The organism is Paenibacillus sp. LS1 (assembly GCF_026013365.1).
Classification (GTDB): domain Bacteria; phylum Bacillota; class Bacilli; order Paenibacillales; family Paenibacillaceae; genus Paenibacillus.
In genome coordinates, this window is the sequence record NZ_JAPDOE010000022.1 from 1 (window position 1) to 25,317 (window position 25,317).

The 25,317-nt window shown below is 46.7% G+C and carries 24 protein-coding genes, 1 tRNA gene and 1 riboswitch; of the genes, 15 read left to right on the forward strand and 10 right to left on the reverse strand.

Annotated elements, in window-relative coordinates:
• Nucleotides 1-381 precede the first annotated feature (381 nt).
• The 8 genes from guaB to OM416_RS30930 all read left to right on the forward strand — a co-directional run bounded on the left by guaB (nucleotide 382) and on the right by OM416_RS30930 (nucleotide 8,449).
• Nucleotides 382-1,839, forward strand: a complete 1,458-nt coding sequence (gene guaB / locus OM416_RS30895; protein ID WP_145153749.1) for an IMP dehydrogenase — start codon at nucleotides 382-384, stop codon at nucleotides 1,837-1,839.
• 416 nt (nucleotides 1,840-2,255) lie between these two features.
• On the forward strand, nucleotides 2,256-3,644 hold the full coding sequence (locus tag OM416_RS30900) for a D-alanyl-D-alanine carboxypeptidase family protein (RefSeq protein WP_264936026.1): 1,389 nt from the start codon (nucleotides 2,256-2,258) through the stop codon (nucleotides 3,642-3,644).
• A 217-nt stretch (nucleotides 3,645-3,861) separates the two neighbouring features.
• Nucleotides 3,862-4,452 (forward strand): pyridoxal 5'-phosphate synthase glutaminase subunit PdxT, encoded by a 591-nt coding sequence (pdxT, locus tag OM416_RS30905; RefSeq protein WP_264936028.1) that lies wholly within the window; start codon nucleotides 3,862-3,864, stop codon nucleotides 4,450-4,452.
• Nucleotides 4,453-4,731: 279 nt separating this feature from the next.
• Entirely contained in the window at nucleotides 4,732-6,015 is a 1,284-nt protein-coding gene (serS, locus tag OM416_RS30910; protein WP_264936030.1) for a serine--tRNA ligase, read from the forward strand.
• 196 nt (nucleotides 6,016-6,211) lie between these two features.
• A tRNA-Ser gene (locus tag OM416_RS30915) sits at nucleotides 6,212-6,300 on the forward strand.
• A 191-nt stretch (nucleotides 6,301-6,491) separates the two neighbouring features.
• Complete coding sequence (locus tag OM416_RS30920; protein ID WP_062838147.1) at nucleotides 6,492-6,833, forward strand: hypothetical protein; 342 nt, start codon at nucleotides 6,492-6,494, stop codon at nucleotides 6,831-6,833.
• A 136-nt stretch (nucleotides 6,834-6,969) separates the two neighbouring features.
• Entirely contained in the window at nucleotides 6,970-7,122 is a 153-nt protein-coding gene (locus tag OM416_RS30925) for a small acid-soluble spore protein P (RefSeq protein ID WP_036607296.1), read from the forward strand.
• Between the two features lie 232 nt (nucleotides 7,123-7,354).
• On the forward strand, nucleotides 7,355-8,449 hold the full coding sequence (locus tag OM416_RS30930) for a hypothetical protein (RefSeq protein ID WP_264936035.1): 1,095 nt from the start codon (nucleotides 7,355-7,357) through the stop codon (nucleotides 8,447-8,449).
• Nucleotides 8,450-8,645: 196 nt separating this feature from the next.
• Here OM416_RS30930 and OM416_RS30935 read toward each other — a convergent pair whose 3' ends face one another.
• Both OM416_RS30935 and tadA read right to left on the reverse strand, forming a co-directional pair.
• Nucleotides 8,646-9,218, reverse strand: a complete 573-nt coding sequence (locus OM416_RS30935) for a GNAT family N-acetyltransferase (RefSeq protein ID WP_264936037.1) — start codon at nucleotides 9,216-9,218, stop codon at nucleotides 8,646-8,648.
• Nucleotides 9,219-9,457: 239 nt separating this feature from the next.
• Nucleotides 9,458-9,958: a tRNA adenosine(34) deaminase TadA gene (gene tadA / locus OM416_RS30940; RefSeq protein WP_264936039.1), complete on the reverse strand. Its 501-nt coding sequence runs from the start codon at nucleotides 9,956-9,958 to the stop codon at nucleotides 9,458-9,460.
• Between the two features lie 332 nt (nucleotides 9,959-10,290).
• On the opposite strand from tadA, the gene OM416_RS30945 reads away from it, so the two are divergent.
• Nucleotides 10,291-12,630, forward strand: coding sequence for an ATP-binding protein (locus OM416_RS30945; RefSeq protein WP_264936041.1), 2,340 nt, complete (start codon nucleotides 10,291-10,293; stop codon nucleotides 12,628-12,630).
• An 18-nt stretch (nucleotides 12,631-12,648) separates the two neighbouring features.
• The gene (rluF, locus tag OM416_RS30950; protein ID WP_264936044.1) at nucleotides 12,649-13,350 is read left to right on the forward strand and encodes a 23S rRNA pseudouridine(2604) synthase RluF; all 702 of its coding nucleotides are present in this window, start codon (nucleotides 12,649-12,651) and stop codon (nucleotides 13,348-13,350) included.
• A gap of 137 nt (nucleotides 13,351-13,487) precedes the next feature.
• Here the strand turns inward: rluF and motB are convergent, their stop codons facing one another.
• Together motB and motA are read right to left on the reverse strand one after the other, a co-directional pair.
• Nucleotides 13,488-14,306, reverse strand: coding sequence for a flagellar motor protein MotB (motB, locus tag OM416_RS30955; protein ID WP_264936046.1), 819 nt, complete (start codon nucleotides 14,304-14,306; stop codon nucleotides 13,488-13,490).
• Entirely contained in the window at nucleotides 14,293-15,093 is an 801-nt protein-coding gene (motA, locus tag OM416_RS30960) for a flagellar motor stator protein MotA (protein WP_017691317.1), read from the reverse strand. Before motA ends, motB begins: the two co-directional genes overlap by 14 nt.
• Nucleotides 15,094-15,327: 234 nt before the next feature.
• Between motA and OM416_RS30965 the strand changes: the two genes are divergently transcribed.
• The 4 genes from OM416_RS30965 to rbsK all read left to right on the forward strand — a co-directional run bounded on the left by OM416_RS30965 (nucleotide 15,328) and on the right by rbsK (nucleotide 17,204).
• Nucleotides 15,328-15,621, forward strand: a complete 294-nt coding sequence (locus tag OM416_RS30965) for a hypothetical protein (RefSeq protein WP_264936048.1) — start codon at nucleotides 15,328-15,330, stop codon at nucleotides 15,619-15,621.
• A 96-nt stretch (nucleotides 15,622-15,717) separates the two neighbouring features.
• A complete protein-coding gene (locus OM416_RS30970) occupies nucleotides 15,718-15,846 on the forward strand; it encodes a hypothetical protein (protein WP_264936050.1) in 129 nt (42 codons plus the stop codon).
• Between the two features lie 30 nt (nucleotides 15,847-15,876).
• Nucleotides 15,877-16,173 carry a 4a-hydroxytetrahydrobiopterin dehydratase gene (locus tag OM416_RS30975; RefSeq protein ID WP_062838136.1) on the forward strand — a complete coding sequence of 99 codons (297 nt, stop codon included), beginning with the start codon at nucleotides 15,877-15,879 and terminating at the stop codon, nucleotides 16,171-16,173.
• A gap of 44 nt (nucleotides 16,174-16,217) precedes the next feature.
• Nucleotides 16,218-17,204 carry a ribokinase gene (gene rbsK / locus OM416_RS30980; RefSeq protein WP_264936053.1) on the forward strand — a complete coding sequence of 329 codons (987 nt, stop codon included), beginning with the start codon at nucleotides 16,218-16,220 and terminating at the stop codon, nucleotides 17,202-17,204.
• 70 nt (nucleotides 17,205-17,274) lie between these two features.
• Here rbsK and OM416_RS30985 read toward each other — a convergent pair whose 3' ends face one another.
• From OM416_RS30985 to OM416_RS31005, 5 genes are all read right to left on the reverse strand, one after another.
• Nucleotides 17,275-17,631: a c-type cytochrome gene (locus tag OM416_RS30985; protein WP_264936055.1), complete on the reverse strand. Its 357-nt coding sequence runs from the start codon at nucleotides 17,629-17,631 to the stop codon at nucleotides 17,275-17,277.
• Between the two features lie 150 nt (nucleotides 17,632-17,781).
• On the reverse strand, nucleotides 17,782-18,276 hold the full coding sequence (locus OM416_RS30990) for a GNAT family N-acetyltransferase (RefSeq protein ID WP_264936056.1): 495 nt from the start codon (nucleotides 18,274-18,276) through the stop codon (nucleotides 17,782-17,784).
• Between the two features lie 365 nt (nucleotides 18,277-18,641).
• Nucleotides 18,642-19,112 (reverse strand): C40 family peptidase, encoded by a 471-nt coding sequence (locus OM416_RS30995; protein ID WP_169483074.1) that lies wholly within the window; start codon nucleotides 19,110-19,112, stop codon nucleotides 18,642-18,644.
• Nucleotides 19,113-19,115: 3 nt separating this feature from the next.
• A riboswitch (cyclic di-AMP (ydaO/yuaA leader) is annotated at nucleotides 19,116-19,253 on the reverse strand.
• A 254-nt stretch (nucleotides 19,254-19,507) separates the two neighbouring features.
• On the reverse strand, nucleotides 19,508-20,350 hold the full coding sequence (locus OM416_RS31000) for a hypothetical protein (protein ID WP_264936066.1): 843 nt from the start codon (nucleotides 20,348-20,350) through the stop codon (nucleotides 19,508-19,510).
• A gap of 10 nt (nucleotides 20,351-20,360) precedes the next feature.
• Nucleotides 20,361-22,352 carry a M1 family metallopeptidase gene (locus OM416_RS31005; RefSeq protein ID WP_264936068.1) on the reverse strand — a complete coding sequence of 664 codons (1,992 nt, stop codon included), beginning with the start codon at nucleotides 22,350-22,352 and terminating at the stop codon, nucleotides 20,361-20,363.
• Nucleotides 22,353-22,453: 101 nt separating this feature from the next.
• Between OM416_RS31005 and OM416_RS31010 the strand changes: the two genes are divergently transcribed.
• On the forward strand, nucleotides 22,454-22,957 hold the full coding sequence (locus tag OM416_RS31010; RefSeq protein ID WP_062838130.1) for a YwhD family protein: 504 nt from the start codon (nucleotides 22,454-22,456) through the stop codon (nucleotides 22,955-22,957).
• A gap of 198 nt (nucleotides 22,958-23,155) precedes the next feature.
• On the opposite strand, the gene OM416_RS31015 is transcribed toward OM416_RS31010, so the two are convergent.
• Nucleotides 23,156-25,234 carry a transglycosylase domain-containing protein gene (locus OM416_RS31015; protein ID WP_264936071.1) on the reverse strand — a complete coding sequence of 693 codons (2,079 nt, stop codon included), beginning with the start codon at nucleotides 25,232-25,234 and terminating at the stop codon, nucleotides 23,156-23,158.
• Between the last annotated feature and the right edge of the window lie 83 nt (nucleotides 25,235-25,317).

A 25,317-nucleotide genomic window follows, 5' to 3' on the forward strand; every position in this document is an offset into this window, starting at 1 on the left:
CGGTGGTGGTTTTTTATTTGTTTATAAATGGATAGATAAGGTTCAATGGATAGTTAGGAAATAGGAGGTTTTATAGCCTATTTGCATCAAACGTCCACGTGAATAGCCTGGTTTCTATGTATATAGAAGATAAACGTCGCTCGATATGAGTAGGCGTTTTTTTTGTTATAATGATTAGACTTGTCCGCACAAGAAAAACAGTTGTATTCATGAGACAACACACCTGATATAACCAAGTACTTTTCCTTGACAGTCTAAATATCGCTTTGCTAAGATGGCAATAATAAATTTTTCAGAAAACGTATTTTCGGCGTAAAATACAGCCTGGAATCTTCGGGTTTTGGACCGTAAAGCTGAGCAAACATAAGGAGGAACACTTGCGTGTGGGAAGATAAATTTGGTAAAGAAGGCTTCACCTTTGATGATGTATTGCTAGTGCCACGGAAATCCGAGACACTGCCTAAAGAAGTAGACGTTTCTGTTCGCTTGAGCGATAGCGTAAAACTGAATATTCCTTTGATTAGTGCAGGTATGGATACTGTTACTGAAGCAACACTTGCAATTGCCATTGCTCGTGAAGGCGGCATTGGAATTATCCATAAAAATATGTCCGTTGAGCAACAAGCGGAAGAAGTGGACCGTGTTAAGCGTTCAGAGAGCGGCGTTATCACTAATCCATTTTCACTGACAGCAGATCATTTGGTGTCTGACGCAGAAGAGGTTATGGCGAAATACCGGATCTCTGGTGTACCAATTATCGAAGGAGATCAGAAGCTGGTTGGTATTTTGACGAACCGTGATTTGCGTTTCATCCATGATTACGGCATCAAAATTAGCGAAGTTATGACTCGTGAGAATCTGGTTACAGCTCCTGTAGGCACTACACTGCAAGAAGCTGAGGGTATCCTTCAAAAACACAAGATTGAAAAACTTCCATTGGTTGATGAGACGAACACACTGAAAGGTCTCATTACCATTAAAGATATTGAAAAAGCGATTCAATTCCCGAAAGCAGCCAAAGATGCACAAGGTCGTCTATTGGTTGGCGCGGCAATTGGTATCTCCAAAGATACGTTCGAACGTGCAGATGCTTTGGTTCAAGCCGGTGTAGACCTTATTACTGTAGACTCGGCTCACGGACACCACATCAACATTATCGAGGCGGTTCGTCAGCTTCGTGAACGTTTCCCTAGCTTGACGATTGTTGCAGGTAACGTGGCTACGGGTGAAGCAACTCGTGACCTGATCGAAGCAGGAGCTTCTGTAGTCAAAGTGGGTATTGGTCCAGGTTCAATCTGTACGACTCGTGTCATTGCAGGTATTGGTGTTCCTCAAGTTACAGCTGTATACGATTGTGCTACTGTAGCTCGTGAGTATGGTGTACCAATCATTGCTGACGGTGGTATTAAATACTCTGGTGAGATTACGAAGGCTATTGCAGCAGGCGCTCATGCGGTTATGTTGGGAAGTTTGTTTGCAGGTACGGAAGAGAGCCCAGGTGAATCCGAGATTTATCAAGGTCGTCGTTTCAAAGTATACCGTGGTATGGGTTCCCTTAGTGCGATGAAACAAGGTAGTAAAGACCGCTATTTCCAGGATGATGACAAGAAACTGGTTCCGGAAGGAATCGAGGGTCGTGTCGCTTATAAAGGTCCATTGTCTGATACGATTCACCAACTGATCGGTGGTCTGCGTTCAGGTATGGGATACTGTGGTACGAGCAACCTGGAGCAGCTTCGGAACGACACTGGCTTTATTCGCATTACAGGTGCGGGTCTGCGTGAAAGTCATCCGCATGATGTACAGATTACAAAAGAAGCACCTAACTACTCGTTGTAATCTGAAGAGAGTTAATCATTTCCAGGACAGGCTCGGTGATTTTCACCGGGTCTGTCTTTTTTTGCAGATACCCCTGTGATAGAATAGAACAAGCGGTGACGATCCAAGGTTGGATTAAGGCGTTGCGGCGGCTATTTGACGTGAATCTATGAATATGGTTTTGAAAAAGCAAATGAAATGCCAGCAAAGGCTGGCAGCTAAACAGAAGCGCGGACGTCCTTTTACATAAGCATTCGCAAAATGCGGACTAAGTGACAATCGATAACGAACTTTAGGAGCAATATTATTGCTCGTTCGATATAGCGCATATACCACACATCTCATACATCATTGCACAGGTTAGGGAATAAGAAAATCGCAGCATAAGCTGCACTGAAGCAATTAACAATGCTTTGGATCGAAGGGAGTATTCATCATTGAAAGCCAAACACATGAATAAAAAGAAACGCCAAATGCTCAAAAAGAGCGTAGCCTCGGTAATGCTAATTAACATGCTTTGCATGTCAGCAGTCGTGCCGGTCATGGCTGCTGCGGATAACTCCGGTCAGGTTCTGACTGCTGCAGCAACAACAACGAAGACGGAGAAAGCAGTGCAAGTTCCTGGAGTAGACTCACTTGGGCTTGAGGTTAGATCAGCGGTGCTGATGGAGGCTTCAACAGGACAGGTTCTGCTCAATGTGGATGCGGATAAAGCCATGCCACCTGCGAGTATGACCAAGATGATGACAGAGTACATTGTTGCTGAACAAGTCAAACAAGGGAAATTTGGCTGGGACGACATCGTAACTGTTAAAAAGAATGCTGCACAAAGTATCGGTTCACGTATTTTCCTGGCGGAAGGTGACCAGCACACAGTTAAGGATCTCTATATTGCTATGGCTGTTGGCTCTGCCAATGATGCTACGGTTGCTTTGGCTGAACATGTTGCGGGTTCGGAAGAAGCTTTCGTGAAAATGATGAATGATGAAGCGAAGCGTATGGGCATGAAGGATACGTTCTTCATCAACTCTTCCGGTCTCGACCGAGCAGATATGCCTGCTGACTTCCGCCCAGCTGAAGACAAGGAAACAGTGATGTCCGCGCTGGATGCTGCAATTCTGTGCCGATACATCATTATGGATCACCCCGACTACACAGAATTCACAACGATTCAATCCTACAAGTTCCGTCCCAATGATAAAGCTCCAATTATCAACTACAACTGGATGCTGGAAGCGAATAAAAATATAACCAACTTCAAAAGCTATGCCTATGAAGGTCTGGACGGAATGAAAACAGGCCATACCACGAACGCAGGTAATAACTTTACAGGTACAGCGGAACGTAACGGTATGCGTCTCATCAGTGTCGTTATGGGCACAGATTCAGAATCTGCACGTTTCAGAGAAACGAAAAAGGTACTGGACTTTGGATTCAACAACTTTGAAGTAAAACAGGCTGTCGCAGGCAAGACCAAAGTGACGGGCTGGGAAGCTGTACCTTTGAAAAAAGGTAAAGAAACGACCGTTCCTGTCGTAACAGATAATGCGGTAAGTTTCGTTGTTCCCAAAGGTACTCAAAACCTGGATGTGACGTTCAAAGCCAACGTAACTGAGGCTGACCAGCTGGTAGCACCAATCAAGGCAGGTACAAAGGTTGGTACGGTAACGTACACGTATAAAGCAGAGGGAATTGAGCCTCAGGAAAAAACAGTGAACTTGATCACTGCCGAAGAGGCCGATAAAGGCGGATGGTTCCGTTTGTTCTTCCGTGCTGTAAAAGATTTCTTCGTGGATCTCTTTGACGGAATCAAAAACCTGTTCTAACCCTTAGCCTACTTCATGAAAAGAGCATGATCATGACTTTGATGTTTATGTGATCGAATCAATGACAAAATACAAGTTATTCCGACCGGATGGATTGTATATTTACAATTTTTCCGGTAAAATATCAAGTTAGAATTCACGTATGATGAAGCGGAAAAGTCCAATGTTCGATAACCATATGCAAGATCGTGGCTGGTCAGAGAAGGAGAATGGACATATGAAGATCGGTGTTTTAGCACTTCAAGGAGCTGTCACAGAGCATATTCGGAGCATTGAACGTGCTGGAGCAGAAGGTGTGGCTATCAAACAGGTTCAGCAATTGGAGGACTTGGATGGTCTTATCCTTCCTGGCGGCGAAAGCACGACGATCGGTAAACTGATGCGCAAGTATGGGTTTATGGATGCCATTCGAGCGTTCGCTGCTGAGGGCAAACCGGTATTTGGCACCTGTGCAGGTTTGATCGTTATGGCCAAACACATTGCAGGGCAAGAAGAAGCTCATTTGGAGCTAATGGATATGACGGTATCCCGAAATGCTTTTGGACGGCAGAGAGAAAGCTTCGAGACAGACTTGCCGGTCAAAGGCATTGAAGAAACGGTAAGGGCTGTATTTATCCGGGCGCCCTTGATCGAGAGTGTCGGAGATCAGGTGGAGGTTCTCTCCACATACAAGGATGAAATTGTTACTGCTCGTCAGGGGCATTTGCTGGCTTGCTCCTACCATCCGGAGTTGACGGATGACTACCGTCTGCATACTTATTTTGTAGACATGGCCAGATCCTACAAACGCACGGTAGACTCTAAATAATGCATGATGTACAACCTATGATCTCCGATCATCGGATCACTCCCCCAGAAGCCTTGTAAAGGCCGCAGGTTGGCAGTTGCATCTGAACGGATGCCTGATGTTGCCTGTATCTGCTTCATAGCGGGAATCGCAGCGGAGGATGACACCGGGGGCATAGGTTGTTTTTTAGGTTACAGGATCCGATAAGTATATAGTAAGGTATTTACATTAGAGTTTTGAGAATGGATTTAACATAAACATAAGGCTTCACTATGTGAGGTTATTTAGGAGGGTTATATCGTGCTTGATGTGAAAATATTGCGGAATGAGTATGCACGTGTAGAAGAAGCATTGACTAAACGTGGCAAATCCCTGGATCTTATCGCTGGATTTACTGAGATGGATGCCAAGCGTCGGGAATTACTTCAAGAGAGCGAAACACTGAAGAGCCGTCGGAATACGGTCTCCGCAGAAGTTGCTAGACTGAAGAAGAATCGCGAGAATGCTGATGATCTGATTGTGGAGATGCGCGAAGTCTCTGATCGAATCAAAGCCATGGATGAAGAAGTTCGTGAATTGGAAGTGAAGATCAATGATCTCACAATGGCGATTCCGAACATTCCTAACGAGAGCGTACCTATTGGTGCTTCCGAAGAGGACAATGTTGAGATTCGTCGATGGGAAGAGCCTAAGTCCTTTACTTTTGCACCAAAAGCACATTGGGAAATTGCACAGGATCTCGATATCCTTGATTTTGAAGCGGCTGCCAAAGTAACAGGTTCCCGTTTTACCTTTTATAAAGGATTAGGTGCACGTCTGGAACGTGCATTGATTAACTTCATGATGGATCTGCACAGCGATCAACATGGATATGAAGAGATCCTGCCTCCATACATCGTTAATCGGGATAGCTTGTTTGGAACAGGTCAACTGCCCAAGTTCGAAGAAGATCTGTTCAAGTTGAAAGATACTGAATATTATCTGATTCCTACTGCTGAAGTTCCGGTAACGAACTACCATCGCGAAGAGATTCTGAATGTAGATCAATTGCCTAAGCATTTTGTGGCATACAGCTCTTGTTTCCGTTCTGAAGCGGGTTCGGCTGGACGGGATACACGCGGATTAATTCGTCAGCACCAGTTTAATAAAGTAGAGCTTCTCAAGCTCTCTACTCCGGAAACTTCATATGAAGAGCTGGAGCAAATGACTCAAAATGCGGAGCGTGTACTTCAATTGTTGGGCTTGCCGTATCGCGTACTGACATTGTGTACGGCAGATATGGGCTTCACTTCAGCTAAAACGTATGATATTGAAGTATGGTTGCCTGAGAGCAATACCTATCGTGAGATTTCCTCGTGCTCCAACTGTGAGGACTTCCAGGCACGTCGTGCCAATATCCGTTTCCGCAGAGAGCCAAAAGCCAAACCGGAATTTGTTCATACATTGAACGGGTCAGGATTGGCTGTTGGACGGACGGTAGCCGCTATTCTGGAGAACTATCAACAGGAAGATGGTACGGTTGTTATTCCTGAAGCATTGCGTCCTTATATGGGCGGTACAAGTGTGATTGCACGTCGCTCTTAAGTAACAGTTAGCTAACCACCCTCATCAAAGGAATACAAATCCAATCCGTCATTTCTGAATGACGGATTGGAGTGTTTTGTATAACGGGGGCAGTTGTCTGATACGGGATCATAATTTTAATATAAAAAGGTTGCATTATATTATCGAGATGTGGTATGATACTTTTCGTGGCAAGTTTATAAAAGTTAATTTCCCTGGAGAGGTACCGAAGCGGTCATAACGGGGCGGTCTTGAAAACCGTTAGGGGGCAACTCCACGTGGGTTCGAATCCCACCCTCTCCGCCATACTACACTTATAACAAGGATTTGAGCGTTCTCGCTCGGGTCCTTTTTTGCGTTTATGCGTGCGAAATGTCTGAACTTACAGGTTCTTGGCCGATGTGTATACGTTGCTCAGTACAATGTTATATTTCAACAAGACTGTTATGAATAAAAACATCTTCATCGCCGCACTTTATAGGAGTGGAGGTGGTAAGATGAACCGCGAGTTAAATATCGATCAGACAGAGCTTGTAGGGGCCTGGCAAGAACGTTTACCCGAAGTCCTGAATGTTGGCGATCAGGCTCAAGTGATGGCCGATGAAGCCGATCAGCAGGCTATTCGGATACACATTGCGACAGCAGGGCACGAGATGTACTCTTTTGATTTCAAATGCGCATATGTCGATTCCCGTGAAGTTAGCGTACAGCTGATTGATGTGGAACGGGACGGACGAACGACTGATGAGCGTACAGAACCGATTCAGGAACTGGCTCACGATTATACACGGCACATTCACGAATGCGCCCAGTCGTTACAGTCCCAGACGAGACAATAGCCTGAAGTCTGAAGGAGTGAACTTCCAGCAAATTCAGCAAGATATTAATGTTCGCCGTCATCAGGATGCACTGAATCATGACAAAACGGAAGATAGGGACCCATCCCATTCCTAAAAATGATGAGGGGGCAATAATATGAGTAAACCAAAAACAATTCCCGTACCGGAAGCGCAAGCATCCGAACAGCATCGTCATTCATCCAAACGCTCTTCCATGCAGGAACCATTATCCGGTTCCAAAAAAGTAAAAAATCAAAATCATGTGGATCATCTGAATCCTCAAGGTTAATAGAAGAAACAGATTCACGCAAAGCCCCTTGTTACCTAACAGGGGGTATTTGCGTATTCATACATATATAAAGACAGGCACATGCTTATTTCCAAACCTCACATAGGTCTTTGTAGCCATTTTAAAGAGGAAAGATCACATTTTTCCCAAATTAGGTTTCGGTATCTGGTGATATGGTATATCATTAAGATTGAATTATTTTTTTGGGGTTATCACGAGAGGAGAGAAACAAATGACTAAACGTATGGGGGCGCTTCTTCTTACGTTGCTGTTGACCGTATCTATGGCCTTGACAGCATGTAGCAGCAAGCAGGAACCAAAAGAGGCATTGAAGACGGCTGCGGCCAATGCTTCCAAACTGACTTCGTATGAAATGAGTTCTAACTTCACTATTAATGAATTGAGCTATAAACCTGGAGATGCTTCACAAACTGATCCAACCATGGCTCAATTTATGAGCATGCTGAAGGACGCTCAGTTGAATGTAACAGGTGTATACCAAAGTGAGCCAATGCAGACAGAGATGACTCTTGGCATTGAGCTTAAAGGCGACATGGGTATGACCTTTAATATTCCAATGGTGATGACCGCTGAGAAGCTCTATGTGAAAGTGCCGAATATTCCGTTCTTCCCGATTCCGGAGAACATTGTTGGCAAATTCTTGGAACTTGACCTGAAAGAACTGGCTGAGCAAGAGGGGACTGAATGGAACCCTGATGCTATGGACGCAGCCAAAACGCAAAAGCTGAGCAACGAAGTCATGGACGCAGTGCTGAGCGAATACGATCAAGCTAAATTCTTCAAAAACCTGGACACCAAAGATGCACAACTTCCTGAAGGTGTAGATGCGAAGCAGGTTGTACAATTCTCGGTGAATAATGACAATGTTAAAGAAGCGGTTACTGTACTGGTAACGAAAGCTATGCCTAAAGTATTGGATATTCTGTCCAAAGAGGAATATCGTGAAATGCTGCAAATGGATCAGGCTGATATCGACAAAGCTAAAGAAGATTTGAAAATCACTGAGGCAGATCAGGCTGAAATGGCTAAAGACTTGGATAAATTGAAAGATGTTCTGACAATTAACCAATTCAACATCGATTTCGCATTGGATAAAAACGACTTCCCGGTATATCAAAAGATGGTCGCTGATGTGCTGATCAAGCCGGAAGATACGAAAGACGAAGTGAAACTGGCATTTACCGGTTCCAATACGTACACCAAGATTAACGAAAAAGCAGCATTCAAAATCAACATCCCTACTGGTGATGACGTAATTACCATGCAAGAGTTCGAAGAACTGATGAACGCTTCGTACGGATACTAATCTCGTCGAGTCCAAACAAATCAAACCGTTTGTTATTCAAGTGAAGGATAATCTCCTTCCGCGTGGGTACAGGCGGTTTTTTTGTTGAACAGAGTAGTAGGGATGTCTACATAACTAGGGTAGTGCGGTTCTTTACATTGAATCTGTATAATGTTGAATTGGAGATGCAGACAGTTGTGTGATGAGATGTTTCTTCTTAATTGGTTGCAAGTTCGTCCAAGTCTTCAGCAAGTACAGCGTAGATCTGATGATCTTGATATTTGCCGTTGATCTTGAGATATTTGCGAGCAGTACCTTCAACCTGAAATCCGTTCTTCTCAAGTACTCGCTGTGAACCTTTGTTGGTGGGTAATACTGCAGCCTGAATCCGATTTAACTTCAGCGCACGGAAGCCATAAGCTACGGCCAGTTTAACCGCTGCTGTCATTCGTCCGCCGCCCTGATAATCCGGATGGATAAAGTAACCCATATCAGCATAATTGGCAACGCCCAATACAACATTGTTGATACTTACTTGTCCAATCAGCAGGCTGTCTTTAATGGTATAGATTCCAAATTGATATCCTGTACCTTCTTCTGCTGCTTTGACCCGATCCTCAATCCGCCGAGTCTGAGCATTCAGTGTATAAAAATCATTCTCTCGCACGGGTTCCACAGCTTGATAGGGGACACGTGTGACCTGAATCAGGTCCAGATAGGATTGTGTATCCTGGGATGTGAGCAACCGAAGGCTTATGCCATTGGCTGTATCATAAAGTGTTAGTGCCATTGCAGCACACTTCCTTTCAATTGGAATGTTCGTAGTGCTATATGAATTGAACTAAAGAATATTACACTTGCCACTCCGATGACAGAACAACCTTCCGATCGCTGTTATCCCCCGATTTTTCGATTCTATATTATAGAGGTCGAAATCTGGGGATAAAGGCGAACGCGTTGCTTCTTCAGGTCATTTCTGTCCTCTACGTTCTCGTGTAAATGTTTAGTTTCGATTTATATAGTTTATTTTTATTTTTTACGCAGACGTCTGAAAAATTGAGTTAGCATCGTGGAGCATTCAGGCTGAAGAATATCTGCAATAACCTCGGTACGATGGTTAAAACGAGGCTCTTGCAGCAGGTTCATCAGTGTACCTGCACAGCCTGCCTTGGGATCAGCCGTACCATAGATAACGCGTGGCACTCTGGATTGTACAATTGCACCTGCACACATCGGACAAGGTTCCAGTGTGACGTACAGAGAACAATCCAACAAACGCCAAGCTCCAATGGTCTCGCTGGCCTGACGGATAGCCACCATCTCTGCATGGGCGGTGGAATCCAGCGTAGTTTCACGCAGGTTGTACCCTCGACCAATGATTTGGTTGTTTTGTACGATTACAGCTCCAATCGGAACTTCCCCAAGCGCCTCAGCTTTGTAGGCCTCAGCAATAGCCTCCCGCATCCAGTGCTCATGCTGAGCTTCCTCAGATAATTGCGCAAGATCGGTCTGGAGAGAATGGTCAGTCATTACAATATAACTCCTTCCAAAATCGTTTATTCAGCGAACAAGTATTCGGGTTGTTAACATGTTGTGTATAGAATTGTGGATAACAGCACAGTTGCTCACATAGTTATAAACAAACTATCCACAAGCCTGTGGATTTGTGGATAAATATAGTGATTAATTTCATTGTAGAGTTCAAAAAGGCAAGAAACAACGAATTTCGAGCTTTTCAGCCAAGCGGTAACTTTTGGACAAGGGTCAATTATCCTTTTCAAAAAGACATACAAGCGTTATGATGGATATAGGTTTTGCCATATATCGCCAGAGGGTACAAGCCGAGAGGTGAACAAAAAAACTTGTCTATTAAAACGAAATTATCCATGATTATGTCGTGCTCAGTGCTCGTTATTTTAGTGTTGAATATCGCACTGAGTTATTATACTACAGAAGAGAATCTGAGGCAGGACAGTGAAACCAAGATGGTGCTCACTGCGAAACAGATTGCAATTGCTGTCGAACAGAATCAATACAGTTCGGATTATGTAAAAAGACAGATTGGAAACAATCTGTGGCTTGCTGCTGTCATGGCGGCGGAAGAATTGGACCCGGATATTAATAATATCACAAATGAAGAACTTGTACGCTTGAGCCAAAAGGTCGGCGTTTCGCATATTTCGTTAATGGAGCAGACGGATGATGATATTGTGGTTAGCCGTTCCTCAGATCCGAGAGAGCTGGGGCTGTCCACCAAATCCATGACCTATTGGTACCAGGCATTTAAGCAGTTGTTTGAAAAACAACAGGTGACGATTCCCCAAGGGCAGAAATTGGAACATTTCTGGTCAGATGGATTCGAGTACTCGACATCCAGCCCCTCGGATATTGATATCTGGGGTTACTACCATGATGGAAAGAGAAACTACATAATCAATCCCTTCTATAATAATACGGAAGTTGATGACTATGTGAAAATCTCTAGTCCGGATGAGATCTTGAATAAAATTCGTGAGGTCAATCCCTCCATTCTGGAGATTACAGGCATCAATCCGTTAACTTTCGGCAGCCCGAACATGGGTGATGACGGAAGAGATTCGAACTTTAGCAAGTTGAATAACAGACCAATTCGTTTCGGCACATACCAATATGGTTCTACGGAAGAGGACCATCGTGCGGTGGTGCGCGCCATTCGAACAGGGCAGAATGTATCTTTTGTCAGTGAAACACACGAACAGAAGGTATTGAAGAGTTTTATTCCCATTTTCACACCCAATCAGTCTTCCTATGTCATCAGTATTGTCATGGACTATAAGCAAATATCCTCCATGGTATCTGAGCAGCTGGTGAGCCATGCCTCCATATCTTTGGTTCTGCTGGAGATCGTGATCTTTGGCAGCTATTTGCTCGCAGGCTATATTACGCGCCCGATCCAATCCATACTGGGCAAAGTGAATGATGTAGCCGATGGACACTTTGACTTCCGTCTGAAAGTACGGAGGAAGGATGAACTTGGCCAACTGGCCAATCGCATTAATGCTATGATTCGCAATCTGGGGCATTATACGAGCCGTCTAAAACAGATGTATGAAGAGAATCGGGCGGTGAAAGAGCATCTGGAGTCCATTATCAATCAGACAGCGGATGCCATTCACATTACGGATCTTGAAGGGAAAGTGCTGCGGGTTAACCGGGCATTTGAGCAATTATATGGTTTCCGAAGTCGTGAGGTGGAAGGTCGTAATCTGAAGATCATCCCGCCAGAGGCAGAAGAAGAAATGAAACGCCAGCATGCCCAACTCGTTGAGGGTATGTCTATTACGTCTAACGAAACCACCTGGATGAAGAAAGACGGGACCCGGGTAGAGGTCAGTGTCAGTACGGCTCCGGTACGAGACGAAGCTGGCGAGATTACCGCGCTGATTAGTGTCTCCAGGGACATTACAAGTCGTAATCGGATGGAAGAGCTGCTCAGACGCTCTGAGAAGCTTACAACCGTGGGACAGCTTGCAGCAGGTGTGGCGCATGAGATTCGTAATCCGTTGACCACGCTGCGCGGGTTCTTGCAGTTACAGCAAGAGAGCAACAAGCTGAATCATCGTCATCTGGATCTGATGTTATCGGAGTTGGATCGCATCAACCTTATTGTCGGTGAATTTCTGATTCTAGCCAAGCCGCAGGCGGTTCATTTTCAGAATCGGGATATTCGTTTTATTCTCGGCGATGTCATCTCGTTACTGGATAGTCAGGCGCATCTGCATGGTGTAGAATTTGTACTGCGTGCCTCATCCGATTCGGCTATGGTACACTGTGAAGAGAATCAGTTGAAGCAGGTATTTATCAATTTGCTGAAAAACGGTATGGAGGCCATGCCAAATGGAGGTAGCATCCATATCAAGCTCAAGCATGACGAACAGCTGAACCGTGTCAGAATTGAGATCAGAGATGAAGGGATCGGTATCCCGGAAGAGATGATGCCCAAGCTCGGGGAACCTTTCTTTACGAACAAAGAGTCTGGAACAGGGCTTGGACTGATGGTCAGTCAGCGCATTATTCAATCACATAAGGGCATGATGGATATTAAAAGCGTCATGAACAAGGGAACAACGGTTATTATTGAACTGCCTGCATCCGAGCAACAACCGGAAATTATTGAGGCAGATCAGGTAACGGATGACACACTTACAGACGAAGAGAAATAGATGAGGTGAGATTACCTTTTGCGTATTAATAAATTTATTAGTGAAACAGGTTACTGCTCCCGGCGTGAAGCCGATAAGTTGGTGGATAGCGGTCAGGTCACGATTAATGGAGTTAAGGCTGAACTGGGCAGTCAGGCAGAAGAAGGCGACGATGTACGAATCAATGGCAAGCCGATCAAGGAAAAGAGAAAACACGTATATATTGCGCTGAATAAACCGATCGGGATCACCAGCACAACCGAGCAGCATATTCAGGGCAATATCGTTGATTTTGTCGGGCACGATGAACGTATCTTCCCTATTGGGCGTCTGGATAAGGACTCGGAAGGTTTGATCCTGATGACCAATGATGGAGATATCGTTAACCGGATTCTTAGAGCAGAAGGGCGCCATGAGAAAGAGTATATCGTCACTGTTGATCGAGCTGTAACGCCGAGTTTCCTTAGAGGCATGAGCACGGGGGTGAAGATCCTGGGTGAAATGACACTGCCATGTACAGTGACCCGGATGACGGATCGTGTATTCCGTATTATCCTGACCGAAGGAAAGAACCGCCAGATTCGGCGTATGTGTAGTGCTTTTGGCTATGAGGTTCGTAAGCTAAAGCGGATTCGGATCATGAACATCCATCTTGGAGAAATGGCCACAGGTGCATGGAGAGAGCTTACAGCCGCCGAAAAAGCGGAGCTGGGCGGTCTGCTGGATTATTCACTGGAATAGTCGATTCGACTTTGACTAATTCATCCGAAATAATGTGAAATATAGAGATAAACCAAGTATCAGCCATATATAAACCCAAAAGACCGTTCTCCTTGTACCTGGAGAACGGTCTTTGGTTAATGAATCGCTGCAGGCCTCTAGTTTCCTTCGCCAACGGCTTTTACATTCGTATTGTTACTTTGATACTTCCGAATGATCGAAACCTCTACGCGGCGATTCTGTGCCCGTCCGGTATTGGTGTCATTGCTGGCAATCGGGTGATACTCTCCATAACCACTTGGTGTGAATTTGGAAGGGTCCAATTGCGAGTTTAGCAACAGGATTTTCAGGAAGTTGAGCGCACGGTCTGCACTTAGATCCCAGTTATCCTTATATTGGTTGTTCGAAATGGGAATATTATCGGTATGACCGGATACAACCACTTCATACTCAGGGAACTCTTGTAGCATGCTTGAAATTGCTTTGGCCAGGGATCGTGATTCAGGCTTCACATCTGCTCGGCCTGAGGAGAACAGGGCGTTATCACTGATGGTGATCTTCAATTCAGACTGATTCAGCTTGGTGTTCAGCTGGTCCGAAAGTCCGTTCTTCGAGATATACTGGTCAAGTCGTTTCTTGAGTTTTTCCAGATCTTCTTGTTCTTTTTGAGCCATCTGCGCATCCGTAATTTGAGCTGGTGTTTTTTTGGTGATTTCTGTAGGTTCCTGTTTGTTCTTACCCAGATCGGCACCTGGCGTATCCGGATTCATGGACGTATGATCCAGAATACCGGAGCCTCCATTCAATGCACTGCTTAGTGCGGAAGCCATCTGCTCGAACTTGGCTGCATCGAGTGAACTCATAGAGAACAACGTGATAAACAGGGCAAGCAACAAGGTCATCAAGTCAGAATAGGGAAGCAACCAGCTCTCGTCTATATGTTCTTCATGTGGTTCGTGCTTTTTAGCCTTTTTCACCTGATGATCCCTCCTTCTCTTCCAGTTGTTTACGTTCGGAAGGTGTCAGGAATACGGATAACTTTTGGTTGATGGCAATGGTGGATACACCGGATTGTATGGATAACAATCCTTCAACCATCATCAGCTTGATCTCCATTTCTTGCTTGGACATCCGCTTCAGCTTGTTAGACATCGGGTGCCATAACACGTAACCACTAAATATACCAAGGAGTGTTGCGATAAATGCTGCCGCAATTGCATGGGAAAGTTTCTCCATGTCACTGAGATCGGCAAGTGCTGCGATGAGACCTACAACGGCCCCGAGAACCCCGAGCGTTGGTGCGTACATCCCCGCCTGAGCGAAGATCAAGGCACCGCCACGGTGGCGCTCCTCTGTAGCATGAATATCTTCCATGAGTACATCACTTACAAATTCCTGATCGTTGCCGTCGATAATCATACGCATACCGCCACGGAGGAACTGATCGTCGATCTCTTCTACTTTTGATTCCAGTGCAAGCAAACCTTCACGACGGGTAGTGGAAGCCCAATCCATAAACGTGCCGATCAGGGATACTCGATCAATAAGTACTTGATTTTTGAAAATAATCCCGAAAAGCTTAGGGATTTTCTTAACTTCAGACATCGGGAATGCGATAAAGATAGTTCCTGCAGTACCAACAAAGATAATAACGTAGGCTGCCGGATTGTTAACCAGGTTGATTAAGGGCGCACCCTTCAGGAACATACCGAGTACAAGGGAGACCAGCCCAAAAACTAGTCCAATAATCGTTGAAATGTTCATCATACACCTCATCCATGAGATAAAATTGAATCCTTTCAAGCGGCTGTATTCGGGCTTCCGGACGAATTTTTGGCCGCAATCCGTTCAATGTTAGGCATTCCTTACGGTTGCTAAAACAGTTTAAACGGTCATATATAGTATTTATCGACCAGAAGGCCTTTTTTTTTAAGGGTTATTTTCAGGTATAATAAGATCAAATCCGCTCCTTAGGGGCCGAATAGGAGTGAAAAGCCAATGGGCGTAAAGCATGGACGGGATTATGAAGGAATTTTGACAGATTTGACAACGGCAATCGGACGCATACCGGATCGGTATGTTTTCTTTGAAATGGACTCGGAAGAGTGGGAGAGACTGGCTGCACCTGAGCAACTTGAAGTGGACGAGGCGTTGGCAGAGGATCTGTTCTATGCGCTGGGTGAGGAGTCTATCATTCCGGTTGGAAGTGGAGTGGTCATCCATGATAAGGAACAGCATCGCATTCATATTTTGATTGGGGAAGAAGAGTTGACGTTTGTGCCGTTAATTTAGTGTGTGTACATGCCATTTTCGGAGGGGATGAATGGAGAATGAATTCTTCTCAAAGCCTTACGGTTATTGGTTCTATGCCATGTAGTTGATTGGATTTTGAAGCTTGTCCGTGGTAAGATGTTAGTCGTGAAATGGGCCAACCGCATGGCGGTAAGCCTGGCCTTTGAGGTTGCTGTGAATCGCGCCGAAGGTGTCGGTGGTTATACGGACGCACGTCGTCTGTAAGGTACCATCCTATGGGGAGGAAGATAACGCATGGTTTTTTCGCAAGAGGAAGTCGAAGCTCATCTAGGGAGGCTGGAAGGCTGGGAACTGGAAGAGGGACGGTGGATTGTACGTAAATTCGTGTTTTCCAACTACATGAAAGGGATTGCATTTGTGGATGAGGTCGCTGCGATCTCGGAAGCATTCAATCATCATCCTTTTATTACGATTGATTATACAACGGTTACGCTGCGTCTCACGTCATGGGATGCGGGTGGTATTACATCGGTAGATATCAAGGAAGCAGGACAATATAACGAAGCTTATGACAAAATGAGGTCCGAATAACGAGATCGGTTATTATCGTGCGGCCGGAAGTGAGTGAACCATACATGTCAGACTATAATCAGAAACAACCTCTTATTGCTGTCGTAGGCAGTCTCAATATGGATCTTGTGGTGAAGACAGATACGATTCCGGAAGAGGGAGAGACGGTGAGCGGTGAGGAGCTGCATTATCTCGCTGGTGGCAAAGGGGCAAACCAGGCTGTTGCCGCTGCGCGTCTGGGTGGACAGGCCACGATGATTGGTGCGGTGGGGTCGGACGGTTTTGGCGAACGTCTGCTGCACAGTCTGACGGAAAGTGGTGCAGATGCCTCGCAGGTTCGCATATTGGAAGACGTGGTCACAGGGACGGCTTCCATTTGGCTCTCTCGGGGAGACAATCGGATTATTGTTATTCCTGGCGCGAATGGGCAAGTAGTGCCTGAGATGCTGGAAGAGGCGGACACGGTAAAAAGCCTGACTGCAGCCGCAGCGGTGCTGCTGCAGCTGGAGATCCCGCTGCCAGCGGTCACCCGCGCCGCCCAACTGGCGGCTGAAGGCAGCGCACTGGTGGTGCTCAACCCGGCTCCCGCGGTGCCGGGTCTGCCCCAGGAGCTCCTGCGGTGCGTCGACGTTGTCACGCCGAACCGCAGCGAGCTAGCCGTGCTTACCGGCCGGGATCATCTCCGGCCGGAAGACCTGGATGCGGCGGTCGCAGAGCTCGCCGCATCCCTCGGGGCCGCTGTCGTCACGACGCTCGGCCCCGAGGGGGCTGTATACGCGGCGGCGCCTGGCGGCCGCGTACAAGCAGGGCGTGCCGGCGCGTGCCGTGCGCCCGGCTACGCCGTAAGCGCCGTCGATACGACCGGCGCTGGCGATTGCTTCAACGGCGCGCTGGCGGTAGCCCTCGCGCGCGGTGATACTTTGGACGCGGCCGTAGGCTTCGCCATGGGTGCGGCCGCGTTATCCGTGACGAAGCTCGGCGCCCAGTCCGGGATGCCGTCCGCACGTGAAGTGGAGGCCTTTCTGGCCGAGCATGCGACAGACGCCGAATAATTGGCATAACAAAGAGGCTCTTATTCTCCCAAAAGGGGATTAAGGGCCTCTTTGTTATGTGCTGTAGAGATTATTTCTTCTCTGACAGCCACATGGCGATGTTGGCAATCTCTTCATTCTGCAGTTTGCCCTTGAAGGAAGGCATACCGCCTTTACCTTTGACAATCGTAGTGTAGATCTTCTCCAGATCATCCTGGCTACCGATGTTTGCCAGAGCAGGTCCTACGCCACCTTGAAGCTGATCCCCGTGACAGGAGATACAATTGGCTTTGACCAATGCCTCAGCCTGTCCGGCATCCAGTGCTACTTCTGGCATGGTTGGTTTGGCTTCTTCAGCCACTTCCTCTTTCCCTGGAAGCGTAAACATTAAAACAATAGCTAAAGCGCATGCTGCAAAAAATACCCCGCTCATGATCCATTTGTGCATCCCTTATGTCCCCTCCAGAATGAAAGATCATCTAACCTGAAACTATCCATATCATTATAACGGAACCTGTAGTGACATCATAGCATTTTGTGGTAATTTTTTGAACTAATCACATAACAAGGGGCAGATTTGGTTGTTTTGCAATGGATTCTAATCACGAGGCCCTTCATAGACCATACAGTGAAAGGGCATTAAGCCGCTTGGGGTCTGTCGTTCGTATGTATCCTGGGTGACAAATCCACTCTTCAAATAGACTTGAATGGCACGGGCATTCCAGGTGAGCACTTCCAGGTCGATCTCATTCGTCCGGTTCCGGCGAATGGCTTCCTGCACAATGGCGGTGACAAAAGCTTTCCCTAGACCCTGACCACACAGCTCTGGATGCATGCCGAGGCCAATCCGGGTCACCCCTTGAAGTGGGAAGTATTGAGCAAATCCGAATATGCGCTCATGCTGATCCAGAACAATCGCATATTGTTCCTGCCGCAGCTGTGCATCCCCAAATTCCACTTCCAGTGCTTTCATCTGCTCCCAGGGTAGCCAGCTATAGATATTGTAAGGCGGGTCATACTGCCAACTACAGATAAGCTCCGCATGTTCTTCTTGCATGGGTACAACATGAAACGTTACAGGGGTTTCATTCATACATTCTGCACGCTCCTCTTAGTCATTACCAAACTCTCTGTCCACTCTACAAAAGTGCCGTTCATTTAGCAAGTCTCCCTTTCCAGGAAAAAAAATGAAACAAAAGTTCCTGTAATTCCGTTTATATTATAACGGGATGGGTAAAAACATCATAAGGGCACGGACGAGCGAACGCAAAATGAACCTGTTGATGTCGCAGGATATACCTCGTGTGTAACTTGCAACGTAAAAACGTGAACAGGGAATGAAGCACAAAAAAACCGCCGGATACATTCCTGCGGAGAATGTACCGGGCGGTTCTGTTATGCTTCTTGCTTCGTTCCAGTATGGTTAATGGTTACAGCATCATGTTGCTCAGCTTGTCCCTAGTCAAGGGCCAGTGATTCATATGCGTCCGTGCTCATAATCCGTTTAGCGCCAACATAACGATTGGCCCAATAGTTTTCACTCAATGCACTGATCGTAACACCTTTGGAAGAAGAGGAGTGTGCGAACTTTCCATCCCCTACAAAGATTCCTACATGAGATACGCCTTTACCTGTTGTATTGAAGAAAACCAGATCGCCAGCTCTCATCTCCATGCGGGATACGGAATCACCCATGTCGAATTGGGAACTCGATTGGCGTGCCAAATCAATACCCAATTTGTCGAATACATACCGTGTAAATCCGGAGCAGTCAAAGCCGTTAAGCGTTGTTCCCCCACTTTTGTATGTAGTTCCCATTGCTGAATCAATTACTTTGTCCATCTTTGAATCTGCGAATGCGCTGCCTGCACCAAGCGATAACGCGAATGTGAGGCTAAGTACAGCTGCGGTTAATTTCTTCTTGAACAAGAGATATACCCCTTCCAACGCCTGCGAGGTTAGCTTAAGGATTCGGTTGAAGGTCCCCTATGATCCCTCTGTAGCAAGATCAATTCACCCATAACTGGTTCCCCCGCTTCCCAGGTGCCAGGAATTTGGCTATGCTAGTTATGCACCTGCGAAATCAAGAAATGACGATTTAATTTTAAGTAGTTACAAATATGAATGTAAAGATTACAAAGTTGTTACTAAAAACTCACTGCGATTATTGTAACAGAGGAGTACCGGTTTGGCAACGTTTAACAACAAAATTAGCAAAAAAAACCTCGACCTTTGACGGGGAAAGGTTGAGGTTTGCCTATTTATAAGTACATATTAGGCCATAAGTTTAACATGTGATGGTAACAATTTTTAAACCATCTGCTCTAACCTTTGGATGTTTTGGACTGCCATAACCGGAAATGGGCGCATATTTTCCACAGGCTCAATAGACATCTGGCAAGTGGATACGTCTGTTGTAGTATAAGTCCGGTGAGTCCCGTTAGTAACCATGAGGCTGAAGTGAATGCCCCGAAGATAAGCAGATGAATACCGCCTAGCAGCACCGCAATGCCAATCACGGTGATGAGATGACGCAGTGCAATCCAGAGCGCTTTGAGTGTGCCGTGAGCGCCACCTTCCCCTTCCGGTGCCGAAACACCGAACTGCATGTAGAGCAGGGTATGGTGGATAATCCAACCATATACGATCCAGGCAGCAACATAGGGTATGCCAGGCAAGAGTAATTGAAGGGAATGAAATCCGTCCATTAGAATCGAGTACAGATTTGGCACGAGCCAGTAGCCGGGCAGAAGCACCAATAATGTACGAATGGTGTGGAGCAGTAGCATCGGTTTCCACAGATTTTTAATCCCGCGGACGAATGGAATGCGCTCTTCTGTACTATTATAGTGCTGAAGCGAATAGAGCAGTCCTGCCTGAATGAGGGGGCTGATTAACATGCGAACCAGCAGCATGGCCCCCAGAATCCACAGATAACGATGAACCTCCGGATGGGTAGACAGGTTTAGTTGGCTTTCCATTTTGAACAAAAGCGTACTCAGCTCCCCGGCATCGGTAGCCGGATAACGCAGGAGTAGTGGGACGACAGCCGATTGTATCATTTGATAGAGGAAATATCCCCATATAAGTTGATAAAGAAATAAGAGTGCTGCAATGAACATATGCTGACGGACGAGAAACCAGCCCTCGCGTATTTTCGCTTTCACCTTTTCCACCTCACCATGACAGACTTCCGAATATGGCTTCTATTAGTTTGGTTACACTCATGCTCCAGCGGGACTTCGCCTGCTCATCCAGTCCGGCTTTCAGGAAATTGTTCATATGGCGGTTCTCCAGCACGATCGTGTACAGGGGATCGGTCATGGCCCAGGAAACGGGAGATGTGTGAGTTAATTTGTAGGTGATGCGATCTTCTTTGCCATCCCATTGCTTGGTGAGGATATGTCCGTCTTCAAAAGCAATGCGAACAGGAACGGCGTTGTAATCACTACCTTTTTTCGCGATCGTCACGGATGACTCGTACAATGTTTGGCCGTCTTTCTGCACGGGAGTAACACGAATCTGCTCTACAGCAAAGTCAGCCATCCCGTTACCATAGACGTATTGATCAAAATAATCAGACCAGGAAGTGCGAGTCACTTGTTCCACAACGTTCTGGAAATCAGCCGAAGTGGGATGTTTGAAGCGGTACTTCTTTACATAGGTAGAGAGAATGCGCTCCATCTTTTTCGCACCGACTTGTTGTTCAATGCCGAGTAATACAAGCTTGCCACGTGTGTAGACATTGGCTGCATACTCATTCTGTGAATCGAATTTCCAGGATTCTTGTGTTAAAGATGAAGGGGACGTAATCAGTCCCGATTGTACCGGCAGGTTCGGGATCAGTCCGTATTCCTGCTCCATCAGTTTGTCTTCTGCATAAGAGGTGAACCCTTCATCCAGCCAAGCTTCTTCAAATTCGTTGCTGGCAACCATGCCATAGAAGTATTGATGTCCAATCTCGTGGACTACGGTTCGTTCCAGGTCATAACCTGGCGTAGTGTCATCCGCTCCAAAGGCTGTAACTAGCGTAGGATATTCCATGCCTCCTGCACCGTTCCCCGTTTTAGGTGGAACAACGATGGATAAGGTGGCGTAAGGATATGGACCAAACCATTTGCTATAATTGGCTAGAGCGGCCTTTGCAGCGTAAAAATATCGTTCTTTCAGATCCTGATGAGCAGGGTCCAGGTACAACTTGATTCGTACACCAGGTACATTGGGTGCAGAGAAAGGCTCCTCGGCATACAAAAAATCGGGTGAGGCTGCCCATGCGAAGTCATGCACATCATCGGCATAGAATTGATAGACTTTTTCTCCATTCTTCACTACAGCTTGCTGCGTTGGAAATCCGGTAGCAGCCACCTTGTATGTTTCAGGCACCCGAATACGCACACTATATATACCGAAGTCGGCGTAAAACTCCGAATTGCCGTGGTATTGGTGCAGATTCCAGCCTTCCGTTGTTCGTCCGCGCCTGCCCACAGGTTCATAGGCACTTAGTTTGGGAAACCATTGACCTGCCATGACAAAATCATCAGCAGTTCCCATCCGGGCAAAAATCTTGGGCAGATTCACTTCGAATCGGGTGTGGAGTGTGATGCTTTCCCCGCCTTTGACGGGTTTCGGCAAACGTACTTTAATGAGGGTGGTGTCCTTGATATTTCCGTCATCTGGCTGCACATACTGCATCCGGTGCAGAAGAGAAAGCCCGTCCTCCGTTTTCATTTCGGTAATATGCATGGAGCCATAACCATTGGTAGGCATGACATCACCCCGAAGCTTTCCGCCGGATTCCTTCATAAAGGTGGTGTCAGCAGAAGAGAAGGCATTGGGGTACATATGAAAATAAAGCTCATTGACGGTTTTTTTGCCTGGATGAGTCCATGTAATCGTCTGAGTTCCTTCCAATACGTTCCCTTCTGCCAGTTTTACATCCATGTGATATTCCACAATACGGTTGCTGTACACTTCGGCGGTAGGGGTCTGTACACTTTCTGGAGGTGCTGGCGTTGGAGCTATTGCCTTGGGCTTGCCCGATTCCGGGGCGAGTACTGGCAATTCGGAATGAGTTGAGCGAGTGTAACCCAGAGTGATCCATATCCCTCCGGCCAGCACACACAGGGCCAGGGATGCGGTGAGCCAGCTCTTGGCGCGTCGTGGAATCATCGTTAAATACCTCCCGTTGACAAGCATCTACAGCATGTATATGTTTGCAATGGGCCAATTATTAGTTAAAATATTTGTATCAACCCTTGGAGGCTATAAACATGGACCAAAACGAGCAAAACGGCAAAAAACAGATTGCCTTGAATATCGTTAGTGCAAAAAGCAAGCATAAAGGCTTCGGTGCAGGCTCCATTGATCTGAACAACCTTTCTCCGGTCATTATTGATAATGGCGAAGCCAAAATTGATATCGGTGCGATGCATGCGAAGAGCAAAGTGGAGCGCAATATCAAGTTCTCGACGAATCGTGAGGATGTACCCAATGGACGCCAGGTATGGCTGGTGTGGGTAGCTGTCGATCGCACGGAGGAAGGCCAACTGTATGGTGGAGCAACGGCATGTGAGATGTGGATTGATACAGAAGCAAGACGTGGATGGAAACTGCTGGCGGAACATGTGAACCGCATGGATTATGCCATGAAGCGCCGTTTCATGTTGGATGAGCTCGGACCCGAAGCACGGGCCGCACTCAAGACGCTGTTGATTTCACACAATGAAGATTGGTGGAATGCTTCTCCGGATGTATTGAAGGAAGCACTCGCCTAAGTTAGATCATTCAACACAGTATAAAAGAAAAAAAGCAAAAGGCCCTTTAACCGGAAAATTCGGTTGGGGCCTTTTTGCTTGTACATTTACAATATTCATCGATCTGAATAATTATTAGTTTTCATCCGAAGTGAATTTCCAAATGATCAATATAATCGGGGGTCAAAGGTGACGCAACTAAGTCATCGCGCATTTGCGTCATTCTACCCACCAACGTTTGAAATCTCCCCACCAGGAATGTTTCTCTTCCTGTATGCCTTGTTGATTCTGTACCTGACGGGTTTTCTCATCTTCCCCTGAATCCGAATCATCTGTCGTACCATGACATACCTCTTTCGGTTCAGTGCCATCAATAAAGACTTCCAGTCGCTTCTCTTCACAGCCGTTGCCTGCCAGTTTGCCGGATTCAGGGTCGATATAGACACTTACAACATGATCAGGTACGGTGAAAATTTTAGGTGGTACGCTCGCAAGGGCCTGCTCTGTGAACTGGGCAAAGATCGGCGCCGCCCGTCGGCCATCCGAAGTCGAGATGGCTTTGCCTTGATCGTAACCAACCCATACCGCGGTGGAGAGCTCCGGTGTGAATCCAACCAGCCAGGCATCCGTGTTGGTTGTTCCTGTTTTTCCCGCTACCGGACGTTTGATCGCCTTAGACACCCGGTTGCCCGTTCCTCCATTTTCGAAGACACTTTCCATTAAACGAGTCAGTACATAAGCTGCCGCAGGTTCCACAACGGTCTCAGCCTTCGTCTGAGGCGATTCATAGAGCACACGTCCTGCGGCATCCGTAACTTGCAGAATGGCGACAGGTGGTGTTCGTTGTCCACCAGCGGCGATGACAGAAAAGGCCGACGCCATCTCCAGCGGACTGACAGGTGACGTTCCTAGTGCAAGAGAGGGCACGGCGCTCAGGTTGCTTGTAATGCCGAGGTTTTTTGCCATCCTCACAACCTGCTCAGGACCTATCTGCATAATGGTGTTCACCGCATAGATATTGTCTGAAGCGGCGATCGCCTGTCTTAAATCAATCTCACCCAGATACTTGTCTCCAAAGTTGCCGGGTTTATAGGTTTTGCGGTCATTGTCATAGTGAAAAAGGGTAGGTTCACTGTTAAATATGGATGCACTGGTGAGCTGCTTGGATTCCAGGGCTGCCAGATACATAATCGGCTTAAACGCCGAACCTGGCTGGCGCGTTGTCGCCAGTACATGGTTAATCTGATTGGTGCGGTAATTCTTGCCGCCCACCATGGCTTTGATGTAACCCGTCCGAGGGTCGATGGACACTAGAGCCGTCTCCAGCTCACTTTTGGCATCCATACCCTTCGCTATGGCGTCTTCAGCTGCTTTTTGTACACGCAGATCCAGAGTGGTGTAGATATTCAATCCCCCATGATCCAGCATCGCTTCACTGATCCCCAGCTCTTTGATGGCCAGATTCCGGATATAGTCACGGAAATACGGGGCGCTTTCCACCGTTTTACGCTCGCTCTCCGGTTTGAACGAAAGCATTTTTTCATAGGCCTTATCCGCTTCGGACTGGGTGATCTCGCCGATATCAGCCATGGCATTCAGCACAATCTTCTGCCGGTCTTTGGCATTCTTCATATGGTTATAGGGTGAATAATAGGTGGGTCCTTTCGGGATTCCTGCTAGCATAGCGCTCTCTGCGAGATCCAGCTGTTTGGCTGATTTGCCAAAATACATCCGCGAAGCCGCTTCGATTCCGTACGCTCCATGCCCGTAATAGATTTCATTCAGATACATCTGCAAAATTTCATCCTTGCTGTACTTCATCTCCAATTGGGCTGTGTACATGGCTTCCTTGGCTTTGCGAGTCCATGTTTTCTCATGAGACAGATACAGGTTACGCGCCAGCTGTTGGGTCAATGTACTAGCACCCTGGGACATCTGCATATGTTCAAGGTTAACGAGTACCGCCCGTCCCATTCCTTGAACGTCGAATCCGTAATGATTATAGAATTTGCGGTCCTCTACAGCCAGAGTGGCATGGACCAGATCTGGAGCGATGTCCTCCAGTTGAACAGGTACAGAATCTTTGCCACCTGCGGAGAAGGTAGCGATCACTTCACCTTGACTATCCAGCAATCGGGAATTTCGATCCGATTCTGCGAGGGGCAGGCTGGTTGCGTATAGGTACACCAATCCCGCCGCGGTAGCAAGCATGGCGAGCACGGCCAGCAGAGACAGGTTTTTAATGAATTTTCGTACACGGAACCCGCGTTTGCGGGTCTTTTGATTTGGCTTGGTCATGGAACGGGCTCCTCTCTTTTCTTCCAGTATGGGACTTGATTGGCAGGGATATTCAATCGGGTGCATAAGCGAACAAAATGTAG

Coding starts and splice junctions, on each gene's coding strand:
- tadA (WP_264936039.1), bottom strand. CDS start 9,958: ATGACTGACCATTCTCTCCAGACCGATCTTGCGCAATTATCTGAGGAA.
- OM416_RS30965 (WP_264936048.1), top strand. CDS start 15,328: ATGGGCGTAAAGCATGGACGGGATTATGAAGGAATTTTGACAGATTTG.
- pdxT (WP_264936028.1), top strand. CDS start 3,862: ATGAAGATCGGTGTTTTAGCACTTCAAGGAGCTGTCACAGAGCATATT.
- OM416_RS30930 (WP_264936035.1), top strand. CDS start 7,355: ATGACTAAACGTATGGGGGCGCTTCTTCTTACGTTGCTGTTGACCGTA.
- OM416_RS31010 (WP_062838130.1), top strand. CDS start 22,454: ATGGACCAAAACGAGCAAAACGGCAAAAAACAGATTGCCTTGAATATC.
- OM416_RS30920 (WP_062838147.1), top strand. CDS start 6,492: ATGAACCGCGAGTTAAATATCGATCAGACAGAGCTTGTAGGGGCCTGG.
- OM416_RS30985 (WP_264936055.1), bottom strand. CDS start 17,631: ATGCACAAATGGATCATGAGCGGGGTATTTTTTGCAGCATGCGCTTTA.
- motA (WP_017691317.1), bottom strand. CDS start 15,093: ATGAACATTTCAACGATTATTGGACTAGTTTTTGGGCTGGTCTCCCTT.
- OM416_RS30975 (WP_062838136.1), top strand. CDS start 15,877: ATGGTTTTTTCGCAAGAGGAAGTCGAAGCTCATCTAGGGAGGCTGGAA.
- OM416_RS31015 (WP_264936071.1), bottom strand. CDS start 25,234: ATGACCAAGCCAAATCAAAAGACCCGCAAACGCGGGTTCCGTGTACGA.
- OM416_RS30925 (WP_036607296.1), top strand. CDS start 6,970: ATGAGTAAACCAAAAACAATTCCCGTACCGGAAGCGCAAGCATCCGAA.
- OM416_RS31005 (WP_264936068.1), bottom strand. CDS start 22,352: ATGATTCCACGACGCGCCAAGAGCTGGCTCACCGCATCCCTGGCCCTG.
- OM416_RS30990 (WP_264936056.1), bottom strand. CDS start 18,276: ATGAATGAAACCCCTGTAACGTTTCATGTTGTACCCATGCAAGAAGAA.
- rbsK (WP_264936053.1), top strand. CDS start 16,218: ATGTCAGACTATAATCAGAAACAACCTCTTATTGCTGTCGTAGGCAGT.
- OM416_RS30935 (WP_264936037.1), bottom strand. CDS start 9,218: ATGGCACTAACACTTTATGATACAGCCAATGGCATAAGCCTTCGGTTG.